The organism is Escherichia sp. 94.0001, from assembly GCF_013369155.2.
GTDB lineage: Bacteria > Pseudomonadota > Gammaproteobacteria > Enterobacterales > Enterobacteriaceae > Escherichia > Escherichia coli_F.
The window spans coordinates 1-20,356 of the sequence record NZ_JABWMS020000059.1; the positions used below are offsets into that span (position 1 = coordinate 1).

The window sequence follows — 20,356 nt, forward strand, 5'->3', positions numbered from 1 at the left end:
GCGGGCAAAGTCCGTGGCTGATCCTGCTGCAACAGGGCGGTCAGGTGAAGGACTCTTTCGGCGGGCTGATCCCCATGTTCAGGGGGCTTGCCGGTGCGATCACCCTGCCGATGGTCGGGGCCACCTCGCTGGCGGTGGCGACCGGTGCGCTGGCGTATGCCTGGTATCAGGGGGACTCAACCCTGTCCAGTTTCAATAAAACGCTGGTCCTTTCCGGTAATCAGGCAGGACTGACGGCAGATCATATGCTGGTCCTGTCCAGAGCAGGGCAGGCGGCAGGGCTGACGTTTAACCAGACCAGCGAGTCTCTTACGGCGCTGGTGAATGCCGGCGTGCGTGGTGGTGAGCAGTTTGAGGCGATCAGCCAGAGTGTGGCGCGTTTCTCCTCTGCATCGGGCGTGGAGGTGGACAAGGTTGCTGAAGCTTTCGGGAAGCTGACCACAGACCCGACGTCGGGGCTGACGGCGATGGCGCGCCAGTTCCATAACGTGACAGCGGAGCAGATTGCGTATGTTGCTCAGTTGCAGCGTTCCGGCGATGAAGCCGGGGCATTGCAGGCAGCGAACGAGGCCGCGACGAAAGGGTTTGATGACCAGACTCGCCGCCTGAAAGAGAACATGGGCACGCTGGAAACCTGGGCAGACAGGACAGCACGGGCATTCAAATCCATGTGGGATGCGGTGCTGGATATTGGTCGTCCTGATACCGCGCAGGAGATGCTGATTAAGGCAGAGGCCGCGTTTAAGAAAGCGGACGATATCTGGAATCTGCGCAAGGATGATTATTTTGTTAACGATGAAGCGCGGGCGCGTTACTGGGATGATCGTGAAAAGGCCCGTCTTGCGCTTGAAGCCGCCCGAAAGAAGGCTGAGCAGCAGAGTCAACAGGACAAAAATGCGCAGCAGCAGAGCGATACCGAAGCGTCACGGCTGAAATATACCGAAGAGGCGCAGAAGGCTTACGAACGCCTGCAGACGCCGCTGGAGAAATATACCGCCCGTCAGGAAGAACTGAACAAGGCACTGAAAGACGGAAAAATCCTGCAGGCAGATTACAACACGCTGATGGCGGCAGCGAAAAAGGATTATGAAGCGACGCTGAAAAAACCAAAGCAGTCCGGCGTGAAGGTGTCTGCGGGAGAGCGTCAGGAAGACAGTGCTCATGCCGCCCTGCTGACGCTTCAGGCAGAACTCCGGACGCTGGAGAAGCATGCCGGAGCGAATGAGAAAATCAGCCAGCAGCGCCGGGATTTGTGGAAGGCGGAGAGTCAGTTCGCGGTACTGGAGGAGGCGGCGCAACGTCGCCAGCTGTCTGCACAGGAGAAATCCCTGCTGGCGCATAAAGATGAGACGCTGGAGTACAAACGCCAGCTGGCTGCACTTGGCGATAAGGTCACGTATCAGGAGCGCCTGAATGCGCTGGCGCAGCAGGCGGATAAATTCGCACAGCAACAACGGGCAAAACGGGCAGCTATTGATGCGAAAAGCCGGGGGCTGACTGACCGGCAGGCAGCGCGGGAAGCCACGGAACAGCGCCTGAAGGAACAGTATGGCGATAATCCGCTGGCGCTGAATAACGTCATGTCAGAGCAGAAAAAGACCTGGGCGGCTGAAGACCAGCTTCGCGGGAGCTGGATGGCAGGCCTCAGGTCCGGCTGGAGCGAGTGGAAAGAGAGTGCCACGGACAGTATGTCGCAGGTTAAAAGTGCTGCCACGCAGACCTTTGATGGTATTGCGCAGAATATGGCGGCGATGCTGACCGGCAGTGAACAGAACTGGCGCAGCTTCACCCGTTCCGTGCTGTCCATGATGACAGAAATTCTGCTTAAGCAGGCAATGGTGGGGATTGTCGGGAGTATCGGCAGCGCCATTGGCGGAGCTGTTGGTGGCGGCGCATCAGCGTCAGGCGGTACAGCCATTCAGGCTGCTGCGGCGAAATTCCATTTTGCGACCGGAGGATTTACGGGAACCGGCGGCAAATATGAGCCAGCGGGGATTGTTCACCGTGGTGAGTTTGTCTTCACGAAGGAGGCAACCAGCCGGATTGGCGTGGGGAATCTTTACCGGCTGATGCGCGGCTATGCCACCGGCGGTTATGTCGGTACACCGGGCAGCATGGCAGACAGCCGGTCGCAGGCGTCCGGGACGTTTGAGCAGAATAACCATGTGGTGATTAACAACGACGGCACGAACGGGCAGATAGGTCCGGCTGCTCTGAAGGCGGTGTATGACATGGCCCGCAAGGGTGCCCGTGATGAAATTCAGACACAGATGCGTGATGGTGGCCTGTTCTCCGGAGGTGGACGATGAAAACCTTCCGCTGGAAAGTGAAACCCGGTATGGATGTGGCTTCGGCCCCTTCCGTAAGAAAGGTGCGCTTTGGTGATGGCTATTCCCAGCGAGCGCCTGCCGGGCTGAATTCCAACCTGAAAACGTACAGCGTGACGTTTTCTGTTCCCCGTTGGGAGGCCACGGCGCTGGAGTCGTTTCTGGCTGAGCACGGGGGCTGGAAAGCCTTTCTGTGGACGCCGCCTTATGAGTGGCGGCAGATAAAGGTGACCTGCGCAAAATGGTCGTCGCGGGTCAGTATGCTGCGTGTTGAGTTCAGCGCAGAGTTTGAACAGGTGGTGAACTGATGCAGGATATCCGGCAGGAAACACTGAATGAATGCACCCGTGCGGAGCAGTCGGCCAGCGTGGTGCTCTGGGAAATCGACCTGACAGAGGTCGGTGGAGAACGTTATTTTTTCTGCAATGAGCAGAACGAAAAAGGTGAGCCGGTCACCTGGCAGGGGCGACAGTATCAGCCGTATCCCATTCAGGGGAGTGGTTTTGAACTGAATGGCAAAGGCACCAGTACGCGCCCCACGCTGACGGTTTCTAACCTGTACGGTATGGTCACCGGCATGGTGGAAGATATGCAGAGTCTGGTCGGCGGAACGGTGGTCCGGCGTAAGGTTTACGCCCGTTTTCTGGATGCGGTGAACTTCGTCAACGGAAACATCGAGGCAGACCCGGAGCAGGAGGTGATCAGCCGCTGGCGCATCGAGCAGTGCAGCGAACTGAGCGCGGTGAGTGCCTCCTTTGTACTGTCCACGCCGACGGAAACGGATGGCGCTGTTTTTCCGGGGCGTATCATGCTGGCCAACACCTGCACCTGGACCTATCGCGGTGATGAGTGCGGTTATCACGGTCCGGCTGTCGCGGATGAATATGACCAGCCGACGTCCGATATCACGAAGGATAAATGCAGCAAATGCCTGAGCGGTTGTAAGTTCCGCAATAACGTCGGCAACTTTGGCGGTTACCTTTCCATTAACAAACTTTCGCAGTAAATCTCATGACACAGACAGAATCAGCGATTCTGGCGCACGCCCGGCGATGTGCGCCAGCGGAGTCGTGCGGCTTCGTGGTGAGAACACCGGAAGGGGAAAGATATTTTCCCTGCGTGAATATCTCCGGTGAGCCGGAGGAGTATTTCCGGATGTCGCCGGAGGACTGGCTGCGGGCAGAGATGCAGGGTGAGATTGTGGCGCTGGTCCACAGCCACCCCGGTGGTCTGCCCTGGCTGAGTGAGGCCGACCGGCGGCTGCAGGTGCAGAGTGATTTGCCGTGGTGGCTGGTCTGCCGGGGGGCGATTCACAAGTTCCGCTGTGTGCCACATCTTACCGGGCGGCGCTTTGAGCACGGGGTGACGGACTGTTACACGCTGTTCCGGGACGCTTACCATCTGGCGGGGATTGAGATGCCGGATTTTCATCGCGAGGATGACTGGTGGCGTAACGGTCAGAATCTCTATCTGGATAATCTGGAGGCAACGGGGCTGTATCAGGTGCCGTTGTCAGCGGCGCAGCCGGGCGATGTGCTGCTGTGCTGTTTTGGTTCATCGGTGCCGAATCATGCCGCCATTTACTGTGGTGACGGCGAGCTGCTGCACCATATTCCTGAACAACTGAGCAAACGAGAGAGGTATACCGACAAATGGCAGCGACGCACACACTCCCTCTGGCGTCACCGGGCATGGCACGCATCTGCCTTTACGGGGATTTACAACGATTTGGCCGCCGCATCGACCTTCGTGTAAAAACGGGGGCCGAAGCTATCCGTGCGCTGGCCACACAGCTCCCGGCGTTTCGTCAGAAACTGAGCGACGGCTGGTATCAGGTACGGATTGCCGGGCGTGATGCAGGCGAAACCGAATTATCATCCCGTCTTAATGAGCCGCTGGCAAATGGTGCAGTGATCCACATCGTACCGCGTCTTGCGGGAGCAAAAAGTGGCGGTGTGTTTCAGGCGGTGCTGGGTGCGGCGTTGATTGCTACGGCAATCTGGATGCCGGGGATCAGTATCGCTTTCAGTGACATTCTCTTTTCAATGGGTGCGGCGATGACGCTTGGCGGTGTTGCACAGATGCTGGCACCGAAAGCCAGAACTCCCCGTACACAGACAACGGATAACGGTAAGCAGAACACCTATTTCTCGTCACTGGACAACATGGTTGCCCAGGGCAATGTTCTGCCTGTTCTGTACGGTGAAATGCGCGTGGGGTCACGCGTGGTTTCTCAGGAGATCAGCACGGCAGACGAAGGGGATGGTGGTCAGGTTGTGGTGATTGGTCGCTGATGCAAAATGTTTATGTGAAACCGCCTCAGGGCGGTTTTGTCGTTTCTGGAGCGTGAGGAATGGGTAAAGGCAGCAGTAAGGGGCATACCCCGCGCGAAGCGAAGGACAACCTGAAATCCTCCCAGATGCTGAGCGTGATAGACGCCATCAGCGAAGGGCCGATTGAAGGTCCGGTGGACGGATTAAAAAGTGTGCTGCTGAACAGTACGCCAGTGCTGGACAGTGAGGGGAATACCAATATCTCCGGTGTCACGGTGGTATTCCGTGCCGGTGAGCAGGAGCAGACACCGCCGGAGGGGTTTGAATCCTCTGGTTCAGAAACGGTGCTGGGGACGGAAGTGAAATATGACACACCGATCACCAGGACCATCACGTCGGCAAACATCGACCGTCTGCGCCTGACCTTCGGCGTGCAGGCACTGGTGGAAACCACCTCAAAAGGGGACCGGGATCCGTCGGAGGTCCGCCTGCTGGTTCAGATACAGCGTAACGGTAGCTGGGTAACAGAAAAAGACATCACCATTAAGGGCAAAACCACCTCGCAGTATCTGGCCTCTGTGGTGGTGGGTAATCTTCCGCCGCGCCCGTTCAGTATCCGGATGCGCAGGATGACGCCTGACAGCACCACAGACCAGCTGCAGAACAAAACGCTCTGGTCGTCATACACCGAAATTATCGATGTGCAACAGTGCTACCCGAACACGGCACTGGTCGGCGTGCAGGTGGATTCGGAGCAGTTTGGCAGCCAGCAGGTGAGCCGTAATTATCATCTTCGCGGGCGTATTCTGCAGGTGCCGTCGAACTATAACCCGCAGACGCGGCAATACAGCGGTATCTGGGACGGAACGTTTAAGCCGGCATACAGCAACAACATGGCATGGTGTCTGTGGGATATGCTGATCCATCCGCGCTACGGCATGGGGAAACGTCTTGGCGTAGCGGATGTGGATAAATGGGCGCTGTATGCCATCAGTCGGTACTGCGACCAGTCGGTGCCGGATGGATTTGGCGGCACGGAGCCGCGCATCACCTGCAATGCTTACCTGACCACGCAGCGCAAGGCGTGGGATGTGCTCAGCGATTTCTGCTCGGCGATGCGCTGTATGCCGGTATGGAACGGGCAGACGCTGACGTTCGTGCAGGACAGACCATCAGATAAGGTGTGGACCTATAACCGCAGTAATGTGGTGATGCCGGATGATGGTGCGCCGTTCCGCTACAGCTTCAGCGCCCTGAAGGACCGCCATAATGCTGTTGAGGTGAACTGGACTGACCCGGATAACGGCTGGCAGACAGCAACAGAGCTTGTGGAGGATCCGCAGGCCATTGCCCGTTACGGTCGTAACGTCACGAAGATGGATGCCTTTGGCTGTACCAGCCGGGGGCAGGCACACCGCGCCGGGCTGTGGCTGATTAAAACGGAGCTGCTGGAAACGCAGACCGTGGACTTCAGCGTGGGTGCAGAAGGGCTTCGCCATGTGCCGGGTGACGTTATTGAAATCTGCGATGATGACTATGCGGGGGTCAGCACCGGCGGGCGCGTGCTGGCGGTGAACAGGCAGACCCGGACGCTGACGCTCGACCGTGAAATCACGCTGCCATCCTCCGGTACCACGCTGATAAGCCTGGTTGACGGGACGGGGAGTCCGGTCAGCGTGGAGGTCCAGTCCGTTACCGACGGCGTGCAGGTGAAAGTGAACCGTATCCCTGACGGCGTTGCCGGATACAGCGTATGGGGGCTGAAGCTGCCGACGCTGCGCCAGCGACTGTTCCGCTGCGTGAGTATCCGTGAAAACGACGACGGCACGTATGCCATCACCGCCGTGCAGCATGTGCCGGAAAAAGAGGCCATCGTGGATAACGGGGCGCACTTTGACGGCGAACAGAGTGGCACGGTGAATGGTGTCACGCCGCCAGCGGTGCAGCACCTGACCGCAGAAGTCACTGCAGACAGCGGGGAGTATCAGGTGCTGGCGCGATGGGACACTCCGAAGGTGGTGAAGGGCGTGAGCTTCCTGCTCCGTCTGACCGTAACAGCGGACGACGGCAGTGAGCGGCTGGTCAGCACGGCCCGGACGACGGAAACCACATACCGCTTCACGCAACTGGCGCTGGGGAACTACAGGCTGACAGTCCGGGCGGCAAATGCCTGGGGGCAGCAGGGCGATCCGGCGTCGGTATCGTTCCGGATTGCCGCACCGGCAGCACCGTCGAGGATTGAGCTGACGCCGGGCTATTTTCAGATAACCGCCACGCCGCATCTTGCGGTTTATGACCCGACGGTACAGTTTGAGTTCTGGTTCTCGGAAAAGCGGATTACCGATATCAGGCAGGTTGAAACCAGCGCGCGCTATCTTGGCACGGGGATGTACTGGATAGCCGCCAGTATCAATATCAAACCGGGCCATGATTATTACTTTTATATCCGCAGTGTGAACACCGTTGGCAAATCGGCATTCGTGGAGGCTGTCGGTCAGGCGAGCGATGATGCGGAAGGTTACCTGGATTTTTTCAAAGGCCAGATAACCGAATCTCATCTCGGCAAGGAACTGCTGGAAAAAGTCGAGCTGACGGAGGATAACGCCAGCAAACTGGAGGAGTTTTCGAAAGAGTGGAAGGACGCCAACGATAAGTGGAATGCCATGTGGGGCGTCAAAATTGAGCAGACCAAAGACGGCAAACATTATGTCGCGGGTATTGGCCTCAGCATGGAGGACACGGAGGAAGGCAAACTGAGCCAGTTTCTGGTTGCCGCTAACCGTATCGCGTTTATTGACCCGGCAAACGGGAATGAAACGCCGATGTTTGTGGCGCAGGGCAATCAGATATTTATGAACGACGTGTTCCTGAAGCGCCTGACGGCCCCGACCATCACCAGCGGCGGCAATCCTCCGGCATTTTCCCTGACACCGGACGGGCGGCTGACGGCGAAAAACGCTGATATCAGCGGTAACGTGAATGCGAACTCAGGAACGCTCAACAATGTCACAATTAACCAGAACTGTACGATTAAGGGCATGCTGGAGGCGACCCAGGTCAGAGGGGATTTCGTTAAAGCTGTATCAAAAGCCTTCCCGAAAAAAGTCGGTACGTGGGGTAACACGGAAACACCAGACGGTACGGTTACAGTCACCATCAGCGATGATCATAACTTTGACCGTCAAATCATTATTCCGCCCATTATTTTTAACGGTATAGCGTATACCGATCCGGGGAGCGGAAATAACCCCGGAGGCACGCGATACACGGGTTATGGTTTTGAAGTTCGCAAAAACGGCGTATTAATCGCATCCAGAGAAACTAAAGGGGCCATTCCCGGTAGTTACAGTGCGGTTATTGATATGCCGAGTGGCAGGGGAAGCGTCACTCTGGAGTTTAAGATTTTCCAGAAAGGGAATCAGGGGGCAGGCAATATCACCGACTGTACGGTGATTGTGACCAAAAAAGCGGCTTCCGGCATCAGTATCCGTTGAAATATTTATAACCCTAATAACGGGCGCCAGAAATGGCGCCTTTTTTATTGCAGAAAAGCGAGAGGTAATTATGCGTAAAGTTTGTGCAGCCATTTTGTCCGCAGCCATTTGTCTGGCCGTATCCGGTGCGCCTGCATGGGCGTCTGAACATCAGTCCACGCTAAGCGCCGGGTATCTTCAGACCCATACTGATATGCCAGGCAGTGATGACCTGAAGGGCATTAACGTGAAATACCGTTATGAGTTTACGGACACGCTGGGGCTGGTGACGTCATTCAGCTATGCAGGAGACAAGAATCGCCAGCTTACTCGTTACAGCGATACCCGCTGGCATGAGGATTACGTGCGTAACCGCTGGTTCAGCGTGATGGCAGGGCCGTCTGTGCGTGTGAATGAATGGTTCAGTGCGTATGCGATGGCGGGTGTGGCTTACAGCCGTGTGTCGACTTTTTCCGGGGATTATCTCCGCGTAACTGACAACAAGAGGAAAACGCACGACGTGCTGACCGGAAGTGATGACGCTCGCCACAGCAACACGTCTCTGGCGTGGGGAGCTGGCGTGCAGTTTAACCCGACCGAATCCGTGGCCATTGATATTGCTTATGAAGGCTCCGGCAGTGGCGACTGGCGCACTGACGGTTTCATCGTGGGTGTCGGTCATAAGTTCTGATTAGCCAGGTAACACAGTGTTATGACAGCCCGCCGGTTCAGGCGGGCTTTTTTGTGGGGTGAATATGGCAGTAAAGATTTCAGGTGTACTGAAAGACGGTACAGGAAAACCGGTAGAGAACTGCACCATTCAACTGAAAGCCAGACGTAACAGCACCACGGTGGTGGTGAACACGGTGGCCTCTGAAAATCCGGATGAGGCAGGGCGTTACAGCATGGACGTCGAGTATGGTCAGTACAGCGTCACTCTGTTGGTGGAGGGATTCCCGCCATCACATGCCGGGACCATCACCGTGTATGAAGATTCTCAACCGGGTACGCTGAATGATTTTCTCGGTGCCATGACGGAGGATGATGCCCGTCCGGAGGCACTGCGTCGTTTTGAACAGATGGTGGAAGAAGCAGCGCGTCACGCAGAGGAGGCGAAGAAGAATGCCGGAGAAGCAGAGACGTCCGCGAGGAATGCCGGCATATCAGCCAGTAAGGCGGAAGCGAGCGCCGCAAATGCTGATACTTCAGCAGAGGATGCATCGGAGTCAGCCCGGCAGGCGGCAGAAAGTGCAGCCTCTGCAAAGAAGTCAGAGGAAGCGTCCTCGTCCTCAGCCTCTGAGGCCGCTCAAAAAGCCAGTGAGTCATTACAAAGTGCAACAGATGCCGAGTTGTCAAAAAAGACGGCAGAAAGTGCAGCCGGTAATGCATCCAGAGACGCAACGACCGCAACAGAAAAAGCCCGGGAGTCAGCAGAAAGCGCGCAGTCAGCGGAACAAAGCAGGATAGCGGCGGAAGAAGCCGTAAACAGAATCCCCACGGTGGTGGGGCCTCCCGGGCCAAAGGGGGAACCGGGTCCCGCGGGTCCTCAGGGGCCGAAGGGAGATAAAGGAGAGCGTGGAGACACCGGTCCGGCAGGGGCAACCGGTGAACGGGGGCCGACAGGTGATGCTGGTCCGGCAGGACCACAGGGACCGAAAGGCGACAGGGGAGAGCGGGGAGAGACCGGTCTGACGGGAAGTACAGGTCCACAGGGGCCAAAGGGAGATACCGGGGCAACAGGTCCGGCAGGACCGCAGGGACCGAAAGGGGAAACAGGTGCGGCTGGCCCGGTGGGGGCTACCGGACCTCAGGGGGCGAAGGGCGACCCAGGGGAGACACAAATACGGTTCCGTCTGGGGCCGATGAGCATTATTGAGACAAACAGCTATGGCTGGTTCCCGGATACAGATGGTGCGCTCATCACCGGACTGACCTTTCTTGACCCCAAAGATGCCACACAGGTTCAGGGGTTGTTTCAGCATTTGCAGGTCAGGTTTGGTGACGGGCCATGGCAGGATGTTAAGGGACTGGATGAAGTGGGCAGTGATACAGGCAGAACTGGAGAATGACATGAATATTTTGAGAAAGCTTATGCAGAGTCTGTGCGGTTGCGGAAAGCATGATGACTGTGAAAACGGGCAGTCACTTACAGCACAGCTGCGACTGGGACCGGCAGACATTCTGGAGTCAGATGAGAATGGCATTATTCCAGAGCAGGACAGGGTAATCACACAGGTGGTGATACTGGATGCAGATAAAAAGCAGATACAGTGTGTGGTAAGACCGCTGCAAATCCTGCGTGCTGACGGGACGTGGGAAAATGTTGGCGGAATGAAATAGCCGACGGGTTCACAAAAAACCGGAGGCCGGCTCCGGTTTTTGTTGTCATGCCATGGTGATGTTTGTTATGACTCCCTGTGTTTGGAATGAATATTTAAATAGGGAGTTTTGTCATGCCATCATTAGTTTCAGGTATTCAATCATCCTCATTTTCCACCGGAATGCAGGTTCTTCGTGCTCAAATGGCCGCCAGTGGCGGTGGAGAAATTACAGTAGGCGGACAGACGGTTAGTATCACATATAGTGAAACGGATGGTCGCTTTCTGGCGAGTGGGGGAAATAACGGATTGCTTTCCGCATTATTGCTTACAGGACTTAATGGTGGTCCTGAAGCGCTCAGGGATATAATGTTAAGAATGGTTTCAGACTCAGGTAACACACAATCACATGGTGATATTGAGGGGAAAATATTACAATGTAAGTTTTCTGTTAATGCGGAGAGCCTTCAGTGCCCATCCGAGGCGGTTCGATGCCCAATTATACTGGATAAGCCAGAAGAAGGTGTGTTTGTTAAAAATTCAGAAGGTTCTTTGGTTTGTACCTTATTTGATGCGGTTTCTTTTTCTCATTTGGTTCGTGACGGTGGGAAGCACCCGCTAACACGAGAACCAATAACGTCATCAATGATTGTAAGTCAAGAACAATGTATTTATGACCAAACCAAAGGAAACTTTGTCATAAAGGATAAGTGAAATAAATATTACCCAAGCTATATGTTAACTGCCAGTTGCTTATATGAAATGCTACAGATGTTCAGGGTATAAGGATGCAGATAAAAAGCATATACAGTGAGTGGTGAGGCCGCTGCAAATCCTGCGTGCTGACGGGACGTGGGAAAATATTGGCGGGATGAAATAGCCGACGGGTTCACAAAAAAACCGGAGGCCGGCTCCGGTTTTTGTTGTCATGTCATGGTGATGTTTGTTAGGTAAGCTAGGGTTGGTTCATTTTGAAGGTCGAAATGTATGTTATCACCCTCTTCTGTAAAATTTCAGACATGACATAATGCCCATGCCAGAAGTTCCTTTTGCTCCTCGCCTGTATTTATAGATAAACATAGAGTGAATGAGTGAGATATGAAAGACATTACCCTTCCCCCCCAGACGTCCGCATCCTGTCTGACAGGGGCCATATCTGTAAATGCTGAAGCTGTATTATCTCCCATGCAACACACTTCAGCCTTACATGTAAGAGATTTTGCTTCCCTGTGCTCACAGAACCTCAAAGCTAATGTATTGCTAAATAGTGATGACCACGAAGTACCTATACATCAGAAAAATCCTGCTGCAATAATGCAAAATATCGACTCTAACATCAAACAGATGGCAACAGATTGGGGGATGTCGATTGAGGAGGTTGAGGTTATTATAGGGCGAGAGAAAGGCATTGTGGAACCCTCCTGCGGAGTTACCGCTAATGCCATTATGAAACTATTTCTGGACAAGGATGGCTTCAGTTACTGCTTTGAAAATGAACAGACACTATCGCTCGAGCAGCTTCAGGAGCGCCTGTCCTGTATGCCTGAATGTAAGAGCTTTGTATTACGTGTTAATGATGGTGCGCTTGGTCATGCTTACATTGTCGATATTCCCAAAGGAGAAAACTCTTGTCGTCCTGCATTCTTGTATCAGTCAGATTTAGGGGAGGGCGTCACCAGAAAGTTAAGATTTGAGGACTGGATGACGCATAAAGCATTGACTCCGATTTTGCTGGATGATATTTGTAATTACTTCTCCTGCATGTCTCAAAATAAGACAGATTTGGAGCAGATTGCAACGTTATTTGATATTGATGGAAATGTTAAAATGTTACGAAAGGAAAATATTCAATATCAAAAGCATGACAATTTTAGTTTCCAGTTGTTTGAGTATGACACCGATAATATTGAAAAAAACATTGAGATAATAAAATCACTATGTAGTTAGCTTTTGTTAAAATTGCAATTATTTGTAAACATAATAATAAGTATTATGACGTTAAAATTTAACCATACGGTAAAATGATTCAGGAAAACCGGTTCAGCATAGCCTAGGCTGAACTTTTGAGGATATCAACGAACGGAATTTTTGAACATTTATGAGTAGATCGTTGTTGAGGGGCTTCAATGAGCATGTCAAGTTCATCAACTGCTGGTCTACGATTACGACGGTTTGATTTACCAATCAAAGCAAGTTTAAGTAGATATGGACGAGCACTTTTCGCCGGGTTTGATGTGTAATTAATTCCGTATATAGGTTTGGCTGCATCCAGAACACTGCCAAGATAACTAACATCGTGACTGACTGTTGCTGGACTTGCACCAGAGTTGTTTCTCAGCCTGCAATGTTCAATTACGTCATTTTCTGTCAGTTCAGATAGTTTGATCGCGGAGATGTCACTATCCATAAGCAGTTCTAGCACATATCTTTTAGTACGGTCTGCTTTACCTCCGGCATTTGGTCATTTAAATATTTGTGTAGTAAGTCACGGACTGTAAGTCCGTCAACAGCATTTGATGATGAAATGCCATATAGATCTAATTCCATCACTTTCTGTGTGCCCCATGTTTTGGCATGAGCATGAACGCGGCGGCTATCTCACGGGTGATCATCCCTTTGGCATACTGAAAAGTATCGGGTGTTACTGAACCGTGTTGATACATCAACTGCACTGGATATTGAGTGGCCGATAATACCGACGTTATAACCTATAAATGCCAATCAGACGGAATGTTGAAAGGATAGAATGAACAGCCCGACACACAAAAAACGGAGTCCGGCTCCGGTTTTTGTGTTGCCATATAAGGCAGATGTTTGTTACAGCTATTTAAGTCTGGAGTTCAAATTAAAATAGGGAGTTTTGTTATGCCATTAACCTCAGGTATCAATTCATTTTCGTTCAATCTTGGAATGGAGACTCTTCGTGCTGTGGAAGTAAGCTATGTTATATCAGCAATAAGCTGAATACATCTCTGATGTTACATTGGTCTGAGCTTCAGTGTGCAGTGACTGAAATCTGTAGTATTTTTAGGAGTCCTTGATGCGCCCTACATCCCTCAATTTAGCATTGCATCAGTCATCAACGTCGAGCTCAATGTCAGATACAGATATCGAGTCTCTTGTAAAAGCATCGAGCGTTCAATGGATAAAAAATAATCCGCAACTTCGTTTCCAGGGGACTGATCATAATATATATCAGCAGATTGAAGCAGCACTCGATAAGATTGGCTCTACAGAGACAGGGCGTGTACTCCTGAATGCTATTGAATCAATATCCCGACTTAAATCAGAAACAGTGGTAATACACCTCAACTCTTCCAGACTAGGAGTTATGGCACATAGAGATATAGATGCTGAGAACCATCGGGGGACTGGTTCCGATTTTCACTGTAATCTGAATGCAGTTGAATATCCCTGTGGGGATGGGATTAGCGTGGTGGACTTTCATGCGACTATTGTTTTTCATGAGTTGCTCCATGTTTTCCACAATTTAAATGGGGAGCGTTTGAAAGTTGAGAGTTCCCGACCAGAATCACAAAAATACTCTCCACTTTTACTCGAAGAAGCCAGGACTGTTGGGTTGGGGGCTTTTTCAGAGGAGGTGCTTTCAGAAAATAAATTCCGCGAAGAGATTGGGATGCCCCGTAGAACCTCCTACCCGCACGACTCAGCTCTTATTCATGATGACAATACAGTGAGTCTGGGATTCCAACAGGTAAGACTGCATCCATTGCTTTAGCTGTGTTTCTTGTGCTGAATATATATTGGTGGGGCAAACGGAGGCACACAAAACTTTGCACTGGATTGCAAGGCTTTGTGCTATTCCGATAGTGGTTCAGGTGGAGCACCCCACCTTTTCATCAAGCCAGCCCACCTACCACTGCATCATTTCTCTGCGCTTATAGAGATACTGAGCATGGTTGTAAATTCAGCAAACGACGCAATGTGTTTGACAAAAAATTAGCGCAAGAAGACAAAAATCACCTTGCGCTAATGCTCTGTTACAGGTCACTAATACCATCTAAGTAGCTGATTCATAGTGACTGCATATGTTGAGTTTTGTCGCATTTTGCAGTCTATTATTTAATCGCGGATTCGTGTAATGCGATGATTTTTAAGTGATTTATATTATTTGTCATCCTTTAATAAGGAAAGGGTCATGATGAAGCTACTCATCATCGTGGTGCTCTTAGTTATTAGCTGGCCAGCTTACTAAGACTACCAGGGCGGGGGAAACCCCGCTCTACCCTCACTCCTGAAGTTATGTTACTCCGCCCTTACTGTCAATCGACGGATCCCCGTTCTTGCGAGGCGAATAGCAAAATTAACTGCCCCTCTGGGCTTAATTCTGAAAGTTTCTTCGTTTGTTCTTATTTTATTATTGCAGTCGGTATGATACCGGACCTCAATAATTCTCTAAGAAAGGATTTCTTATGAGCGAACAAATCACGTTTGCCACCAGCGATTTTGCCAGTAACCCGGAACCACGTTGCCCCTGCATTTTGCTGTTGGATGTTTCTGGCTCAATGAGCGGCAGACCTATTAATGAACTTAACGCCGGATTGGTTACCTTTCGCGATGAGCTGCTTGCCGATTCGCTGGCCTTAAAAAGAGTGGAACTCGGTATTGTGACGTTCGGCCCGGTGCATGTGGAACAACCATTTACCAGCGCCGCTAATTTTTTCCCGCCCATCCTGTTTGCCCAGGGCGATACACCAATGGGGGCCGCCATTACCAAAGCCCTGAATATGGTTGAGGAGCGCAAACGTGAGTATCGCGCCAATGGTATTTCCTATTATCGTCCGTGGATTTTCCTGATTACCGATGGCGCACCAACCGATGAGTGGCAAGCTGCTGCCAACAAGGTGTTTCAGGGGGAAGAAGATAAGAAGTTTGCCTTCTTTTCCATCGGTGTTCAGGGGGCGGATATGAAGACGCTGGCCCAAATCAGCATTCGTCAGCCTTTGCCTCTTCAAGGATTACAATTCCGCGAACTGTTTAGCTGGTTATCCAGTTCGCTGCGTTCGGTTTCCCGCTCCACGCCGGGAACGGAAGTTGTACTGGAAGCGCCAAAAGGCTGGACGTCAGTGTGAGCTGGCGTCTGGTTTATGCATCAGCCGTTGGAACGTCGCACATCAGCGCTGACTTGTCTTGCCAGGATGCCTGCCAGATGCAGGTTGCCTGGCTAGAAGACCAGCAGCCATTATTGTCGGTATTTGTCGCTGATGGCGCAGGCAGCGTCTCGCAGGGAGGCGAAGGTGCGAAGCTTGCCGTCAATGAAGCGATGGCTTATATATCGCAAAAAGTGCAGGGTGGGGAATTGGAGCTTAATGATGTCCTCGCCACGGATATTGTACTGACTATTCGTCAGCGACTTTTTGCCGAGGCAGAGGCCAAAGAATTAGCGGTTCGCGATTTTGCCTGCACATTTCTGGGACTGATTTCATCGCCTAACGGCACATTGATTATGCAGATTGGCGATGGTGGCGTGGTGGTAGATTTGGGGCACGGTTTGCAATTGCCGCTCACGCCGATGGTGGGTGAATATGCCAACATGACGCATTTCATTACCGATGAAGATGCCGTTTCCAGACTGGAAACTTTCACCAGCACTGAGCGTGCGCATAGAGTTGCAGCATTTACGGATGGTATTCAGAGACTGGCGTTAAATATGCTGGATAATTTTCCGCATGTGCCTTTCTTTACCCCGTTTTTCAATGGACTGGCGTCAGCAACGCAGGAACAACTCGATTTATTACCTGAATTGTTAAAGCAGTTTTTGTCCAGCCCAGCGGTAAACGAGCGTACCGATGATGATAAAACGTTAGCACTGGCTATGTGGACAGAATGAACATCGCATGGCGGTTGAAGACAACAGTTCAATCGCCAGTTTAAGCAATCAATATAATGGCTGGCTAGCGAACTAATTTTGCTCTTAGCTCGTCGGCTTCTTCTTTTGGATAGGTGACCAATAAAGGATCAATGGTATAACCACCGTAAATTTTATCCCCGCGCGTATACATCCAGTCTGAAATATCTTCTTTCTTGATTTTCCACTCCTGGCCATATTCTACGTTTGTAACAATACCAGGGTCATTGCTTATTATACCAATAAACATGCCGTTAGAATAAGTGACATCCGTGAGCCAGAAATGCTCGGTTTCTCCGCGATCGGTTATCGGGGCTTTGACTGCGAAAGTATCAGCATCTTTTTTATTCATAACTTCGATGAATTGGTCGGTTTCTTTCCGCGCATGTTGAATGGCGTCAGACATCGCCTTTTTATCATAACCTCCCGTCACTAACGTATCCGAAACTTCACTAAAGCCCGCGGTAGTAAAAAATAGCAGACACAACATAAGTAATATCTTTTTCATTTTTTCTCCAGAATCCCTTTGTAGTCAAAGTTAGCAAAAACCTGTGGAAGTGAATCATTATCAGGTTGGAATTAAATTGTATCCTGATGAAATTGCATTATCATTTTTATTCTTGAGTGGGACTCTTCCAATATGGATATAATTATAATGGGCAGTGTTATTATTCATTGAAATATAATATGACTGCCCTTGAAACATTATGAAGACAAATATAAAAGTATTTACATCGACAGGTGAATTGACCACTCTCGGGCGTGAACTGGGCAAAGGCGGCGAAGGCGCGGTTTATGATATCGAGGAGTTTGTCGATAGCGTTGCCAAGATTTATCACACGCCGCCACCCGCCTTAAAACAGGATAAACTTGCCTTTATGGCTGCGACAGTTGACGCGCAGTTGCTGAATTATGTCGCCTGGCCGCAGGCAACGCTTCATAGTGGACGAGGTGGGAAGGTTATCGGTTTTATGATGCCGAAGGTTTCAGGTAAAGAACCGATTCATATGATCTATAGCCCGGCACATCGTCGTCAACGTTACCCTCATTGTGCGTGGGATTTTCTCCTCTATGTTGCGCGCAATATTGCTTCATCTTTTGCTACGGTTCACGAGCACGGGCATGTCGTGGGTGACGTAAACCAGAACAGCTTTATGGTAGGCCGTGACAGCAAAGTGGTGTTGATTGATAGCGACTCCTTTCAGATTAACGCCAATGGCACACTGCATTTATGCGAAGTCGGCGTGTCGCATTTTACGCCGCCAGAGCTGCAAACCTTGTCGTCATTTGTTGGCTTTGAACGCACAGAAAATCACGATAATTTTGGCCTTGCATTGCTGATTTTTCACGTCTTGTTTGGTGGTCGGCATCCTTATTCTGGTGTGCCGCTTATCTCTGATGCGGGTAATGCGCTGGAGACGGATATTGCCCATTTTCGTTATGCCTACGCGTCAGACAATCAGAGACGTGGCTTAAAACCGCCGCCACGATCGATTCCGCTATCGATGTTACCGGGTGATGTTGCAGCCATGTTTCAGCAGGCATTCACGGAAAGTGGCGTGGCAACCGGGCGTCCGGCGGCAAAAGCGTGGGTTGCGGCACTGGATTCTCTACGCCAACAATTAAAGAAATGTACCGTTTCAGCAATGCATGTTTACCCTGGTCATTTGACCGACTGCCCGTGGTGTACACTGGATAATCAAGGCGTTATCTATTTTATTGATCTCGGCGAAGAGGTGATTACCACCGTCGGTGATTTTGTGCTGGCGAAAGTCTGGGCGATGGTGATGGCGTCAGTAGCACCGCCAGCACTACAGTTACCATTACCCGATCATTTCCAACCAGCTGGCAGGCCGCTTCCTTTAGGCCTGTTACGGCGTGAATACATCATTCTGATTGAGATCACACTGTCAGCGTTATCGCTGTTGCTTTGCGGTCTTCAGGCAGAACCGCGTTATATTATTTTGGTGCCTGTGCTGGCGGCTATCTGGATTATTGGCAGTCTGACAAGCAAAGCTTACAAAGCAGAAGTCCAGCACCGTCGTGAGGTATTTAATCGTGCGAAAATGGACTATGACCATTTAGTCAGCCAGATCCAACAGTTGGGCGGGTTGGAAGGTTTTATCGCCAAACGGACGATGCTCGAAAAAATGAAGGACGAAATTCTCGCTTTACCGGAAGAAGAAAAGCGCGCGGTGGCAGCACTTCACGACACCGCAAGGGAACGGCAGAAGCAGAAGTTTCTGGAGGGATTTTTTATTGATGTTGCCTCTATTCCCGGCGTTGGCCCTGCGCGTAAAGCGGCGTTACGGTCTTTTGGTATTGAAACAGCAGCAGATGTTACCCGTCGTGGTGTTAAGCAAGTGAAAGGGTTTGGTGATCATCTGACCCAGGCGGTTATCGACTGGAAAGCGAGTTGCGAACGCCGTTTTGTGTTCAGGCCGAATGAAGCGGTGACGCCAGCAGACAGACAAGCGGTAATGGCGAAAATGACCGCCAAACGACATCGGCTGGAATCGGCGCTGACTGTCGGCGCGACAGAGTTGCAGCGATTCCGCCTTCATGCTCCTGCACGGACCATGCCGTTGATGGAACCATTACGTCAGGCAGCGGAGAAACTGGCTCAGGCTCAGGCTGATTTAAGCCGCTGCTGAGCCATTTTTCAATTAACGAAACACCACTTCTGCCCAACGTGCCAGCCCGGCGGTAACGGAGCCAAAGTCATCGCCGCCTGCAATCGGAATGCCCGGCAACTGTTCTGCCAGCGCTTTTTTAATCAGCGGCGATCGGGCGCTACCACCAGTCAGATAGATGACATCCGGTTTTTCCTGGGCGTTATCCAGCGCCAGTTGCACCTGTTCCAGAATTCGCGCCAGCGGCTGACTGAGGGCGTTTTCCAGTCCTTGTTGGCTAATCAGTGTTGCCAGTTCATCGCTGATAAACGGCAGCGATGCGCGGGTTTCCGCTGCGCTGGAAAGGGCGATTTTGCTCTCTTCCGCGCTGCGTACCAGCCGATAACTTAAACGCTGACGCCAGACTTTCTGTAACAGGGCCACTTTCTCCGGTTCGCGGGCGTCGCGTACCAGGTCGTTAAGCAGACGACCGTTAGCACTACTGTAGAAATCACTCTGCGCTGGTACATCGTTGATGGCAACCGCATTCCACCACGGCAGGATCGGCAGGGCGATGCCTTTTTCAGTTTCGCCACCCATGCCCAGTAATGGCATCAGATTTTTAAACGCCAGTGCGATATCCAGATCGTTACCGCCAATACGGCAACCACTGTGACCCAGCAGGCTGGCTTCACGATCGAGGCGCGAACGCCACTGTGGCCCCATTAGCAATAAAGAACAGTCAGTAGTACCACCACCAATATCCACCACCAGCACCCGTTTTTCTTCCTGCAAGGTGGCTTCGTAATCCAGCCCAGCCGCCACCGGCTCGTACTGGAATACCACATCCTTAAACCCGGCACGCTTTGCTGCGCGCTCCAGAATCCTTTGTGCCTGGGCGTTTGCCTCATCGCCGCCCAGCCCCTGGAAGTTGATCGGGCGACCAATCACCGCCTGGGTAATCGCTTCTGGCAGCTGTGTCTGGGCCTGCTGGCGAATGTGCAACATCATTGCGCAGACCAGATCCTCAAACAGCGCTACCTGCTGCGGTTTTAAGCCGCTGGCACCGAGGAACGATTTTGGTGATTTCACAAACCACACTTCTTCTGGATCATCAATGTACTGTGCCAATGAGGAAAGACCGAACTGCACGCTTTTCGCCGTAACATCAATATCTTCTTCGCGGTTATAACGAATCGCCCGACGCAGCAGCGCCTGCGTTTCATCGTCGTCTGCCGGAACATCATGATGGCGGTACAGCCATTCGCTTACGGCTTCACGCGTTGGCGCGCAAAGCATTGAAGGCAGCAGCGTGCTGTCGTTTTCCATTTTCAGTAATTGCGGCTTACCGTCGCGCATGACCGCCACTGAACAGTTTGCTGTACCGTAATCAAAACCAATAAACACGAAATAATCCCCATGCCGGTGAAGAAGGGGCGTGACTTTAGCGAAATGTTGCCGTCGCGACAACCGGAATATGAAAG

Annotated in this window: 18 protein-coding genes and 3 pseudogenes; 18 read left to right on the plus strand and 3 right to left on the minus strand. The window is 51.9% G+C overall.

Features of this window, described 5'->3' with window-relative positions; translation table 11 throughout:
• From HEN33_RS19545 to cif, 12 genes and pseudogenes are all read left to right on the plus strand, one after another.
• Positions 1-2,309, plus strand: a 2,309-nt coding sequence (locus HEN33_RS19545; RefSeq protein WP_183083452.1) for a phage tail tape measure protein, incomplete at its 5' end; no start/stop codon positions are given.
• The gene (locus HEN33_RS19550; RefSeq protein WP_000847354.1) at positions 2,306-2,635 is read left to right on the plus strand and encodes a phage tail protein; all 330 of its coding nucleotides are present in this window, start codon (positions 2,306-2,308) and stop codon (positions 2,633-2,635) included. The genes HEN33_RS19545 and HEN33_RS19550, both read left to right, overlap by 4 nt.
• On the plus strand, positions 2,635-3,333 hold the full coding sequence (locus HEN33_RS19555; protein WP_176263312.1) for a phage minor tail protein L: 699 nt from the start codon (positions 2,635-2,637) through the stop codon (positions 3,331-3,333). The genes HEN33_RS19550 and HEN33_RS19555 overlap by 1 nt, the downstream gene beginning before the upstream one ends.
• Positions 3,334-3,338: 5 nt before the next feature.
• Complete coding sequence (locus HEN33_RS19560; RefSeq protein WP_183083453.1) at positions 3,339-4,082, plus strand: C40 family peptidase; 744 nt, start codon at positions 3,339-3,341, stop codon at positions 4,080-4,082.
• Positions 4,019-4,621 (plus strand): tail assembly protein, encoded by a 603-nt coding sequence (locus HEN33_RS19565; protein ID WP_050595726.1) that lies wholly within the window; start codon positions 4,019-4,021, stop codon positions 4,619-4,621. The genes HEN33_RS19560 and HEN33_RS19565 overlap by 64 nt, the downstream gene beginning before the upstream one ends.
• A gap of 59 nt (positions 4,622-4,680) precedes the next feature.
• Positions 4,681-8,094 (plus strand): phage attachment tail tip protein J, encoded by a 3,414-nt coding sequence (gpJ, locus tag HEN33_RS19570; RefSeq protein WP_183083454.1) that lies wholly within the window; start codon positions 4,681-4,683, stop codon positions 8,092-8,094.
• A gap of 70 nt (positions 8,095-8,164) precedes the next feature.
• Positions 8,165-8,764 carry an Ail/Lom family outer membrane beta-barrel protein gene (locus HEN33_RS19575; protein ID WP_183083455.1) on the plus strand — a complete coding sequence of 200 codons (600 nt, stop codon included), beginning with the start codon at positions 8,165-8,167 and terminating at the stop codon, positions 8,762-8,764.
• Between the two features lie 64 nt (positions 8,765-8,828).
• Positions 8,829-10,142, plus strand: a complete 1,314-nt coding sequence (locus HEN33_RS19580) for a prophage tail fiber N-terminal domain-containing protein (RefSeq protein ID WP_176263316.1) — start codon at positions 8,829-8,831, stop codon at positions 10,140-10,142.
• Position 10,143: 1 nt separating this feature from the next.
• Positions 10,144-10,413 (plus strand): phage tail fiber C-terminal domain-containing protein, encoded by a 270-nt coding sequence (locus tag HEN33_RS19585; RefSeq protein WP_098401038.1) that lies wholly within the window; start codon positions 10,144-10,146, stop codon positions 10,411-10,413.
• A gap of 113 nt (positions 10,414-10,526) precedes the next feature.
• Positions 10,527-11,105, plus strand: a complete 579-nt coding sequence (locus HEN33_RS19590) for a DUF1076 domain-containing protein (RefSeq protein ID WP_141108961.1) — start codon at positions 10,527-10,529, stop codon at positions 11,103-11,105.
• A gap of 73 nt (positions 11,106-11,178) precedes the next feature.
• Positions 11,179-11,271: pseudogene (locus HEN33_RS19595) on the plus strand (phage tail fiber C-terminal domain-containing protein); the annotation flags it as partial.
• 218 nt (positions 11,272-11,489) lie between these two features.
• A complete protein-coding gene (gene cif / locus HEN33_RS19600) occupies positions 11,490-12,338 on the plus strand; it encodes a type III secretion system effector Cif (protein ID WP_098401039.1) in 849 nt (282 codons plus the stop codon).
• A 109-nt stretch (positions 12,339-12,447) separates the two neighbouring features.
• Here cif and HEN33_RS19605 read toward each other — a convergent pair.
• Positions 12,448-12,974 (minus strand): annotated as a pseudogene (locus HEN33_RS19605) (hypothetical protein); the annotation flags it as partial.
• A gap of 43 nt (positions 12,975-13,017) precedes the next feature.
• Here HEN33_RS19605 and HEN33_RS19610 point away from each other — a divergent pair.
• From HEN33_RS19610 to HEN33_RS19630, 5 genes and pseudogenes are all read left to right on the plus strand, one after another.
• Positions 13,018-13,098: pseudogene (locus tag HEN33_RS19610) on the plus strand (tail fiber assembly protein); the annotation flags it as partial.
• 333 nt (positions 13,099-13,431) lie between these two features.
• Complete coding sequence (gene nleD, locus HEN33_RS19615; RefSeq protein WP_098401041.1) at positions 13,432-14,130, plus strand: T3SS effector zinc metalloprotease NleD; 699 nt, start codon at positions 13,432-13,434, stop codon at positions 14,128-14,130.
• Positions 14,131-14,550: 420 nt separating this feature from the next.
• Positions 14,551-14,607, plus strand: a complete 57-nt coding sequence (locus HEN33_RS19620) for a type I toxin-antitoxin system Ibs family toxin (protein ID WP_100249772.1) — start codon at positions 14,551-14,553, stop codon at positions 14,605-14,607.
• Between the two features lie 217 nt (positions 14,608-14,824).
• The gene (locus HEN33_RS19625; protein WP_176263317.1) at positions 14,825-15,484 is read left to right on the plus strand and encodes a vWA domain-containing protein; all 660 of its coding nucleotides are present in this window, start codon (positions 14,825-14,827) and stop codon (positions 15,482-15,484) included.
• Complete coding sequence (locus HEN33_RS19630) at positions 15,481-16,242, plus strand: protein phosphatase 2C domain-containing protein (RefSeq protein ID WP_176263318.1); 762 nt, start codon at positions 15,481-15,483, stop codon at positions 16,240-16,242. The genes HEN33_RS19625 and HEN33_RS19630 overlap by 4 nt, the downstream gene beginning before the upstream one ends.
• A 64-nt stretch (positions 16,243-16,306) precedes the next feature.
• Here HEN33_RS19630 and HEN33_RS19635 read toward each other — a convergent pair whose 3' ends face one another.
• On the minus strand, positions 16,307-16,768 hold the full coding sequence (locus tag HEN33_RS19635) for a YegJ family protein (RefSeq protein WP_176263319.1): 462 nt from the start codon (positions 16,766-16,768) through the stop codon (positions 16,307-16,309).
• A gap of 199 nt (positions 16,769-16,967) precedes the next feature.
• Between HEN33_RS19635 and yegI the strand changes: the two genes are divergently transcribed.
• The gene (yegI, locus tag HEN33_RS19640) at positions 16,968-18,914 is read left to right on the plus strand and encodes a protein kinase YegI (RefSeq protein ID WP_176263320.1); all 1,947 of its coding nucleotides are present in this window, start codon (positions 16,968-16,970) and stop codon (positions 18,912-18,914) included.
• Positions 18,915-18,926: 12 nt separating this feature from the next.
• Here the strand turns inward: yegI and yegD are convergent, their stop codons facing one another.
• Positions 18,927-20,279, minus strand: coding sequence for a molecular chaperone (gene yegD, locus HEN33_RS19645; RefSeq protein ID WP_176263321.1), 1,353 nt, complete (start codon positions 20,277-20,279; stop codon positions 18,927-18,929).
• Positions 20,280-20,356: the final 77 nt, after the last annotated feature.

Coding starts and splice junctions, on each gene's coding strand:
- HEN33_RS19590 (WP_141108961.1), top strand. CDS start 10,527: ATGCCATCATTAGTTTCAGGTATTCAATCATCCTCATTTTCCACCGGA.
- HEN33_RS19575 (WP_183083455.1), top strand. CDS start 8,165: ATGCGTAAAGTTTGTGCAGCCATTTTGTCCGCAGCCATTTGTCTGGCC.
- HEN33_RS19625 (WP_176263317.1), top strand. CDS start 14,825: ATGAGCGAACAAATCACGTTTGCCACCAGCGATTTTGCCAGTAACCCG.
- HEN33_RS19635 (WP_176263319.1), bottom strand. CDS start 16,768: ATGAAAAAGATATTACTTATGTTGTGTCTGCTATTTTTTACTACCGCG.
- HEN33_RS19585 (WP_098401038.1), top strand. CDS start 10,144: ATGAATATTTTGAGAAAGCTTATGCAGAGTCTGTGCGGTTGCGGAAAG.
- HEN33_RS19565 (WP_050595726.1), top strand. CDS start 4,019: ATGGCACGCATCTGCCTTTACGGGGATTTACAACGATTTGGCCGCCGC.
- HEN33_RS19550 (WP_000847354.1), top strand. CDS start 2,306: ATGAAAACCTTCCGCTGGAAAGTGAAACCCGGTATGGATGTGGCTTCG.
- nleD (WP_098401041.1), top strand. CDS start 13,432: ATGCGCCCTACATCCCTCAATTTAGCATTGCATCAGTCATCAACGTCG.
- HEN33_RS19580 (WP_176263316.1), top strand. CDS start 8,829: ATGGCAGTAAAGATTTCAGGTGTACTGAAAGACGGTACAGGAAAACCG.
- yegI (WP_176263320.1), top strand. CDS start 16,968: ATGAAGACAAATATAAAAGTATTTACATCGACAGGTGAATTGACCACT.
- HEN33_RS19560 (WP_183083453.1), top strand. CDS start 3,339: ATGACACAGACAGAATCAGCGATTCTGGCGCACGCCCGGCGATGTGCG.
- cif (WP_098401039.1), top strand. CDS start 11,490: ATGAAAGACATTACCCTTCCCCCCCAGACGTCCGCATCCTGTCTGACA.
- gpJ (WP_183083454.1), top strand. CDS start 4,681: ATGGGTAAAGGCAGCAGTAAGGGGCATACCCCGCGCGAAGCGAAGGAC.
- HEN33_RS19555 (WP_176263312.1), top strand. CDS start 2,635: ATGCAGGATATCCGGCAGGAAACACTGAATGAATGCACCCGTGCGGAG.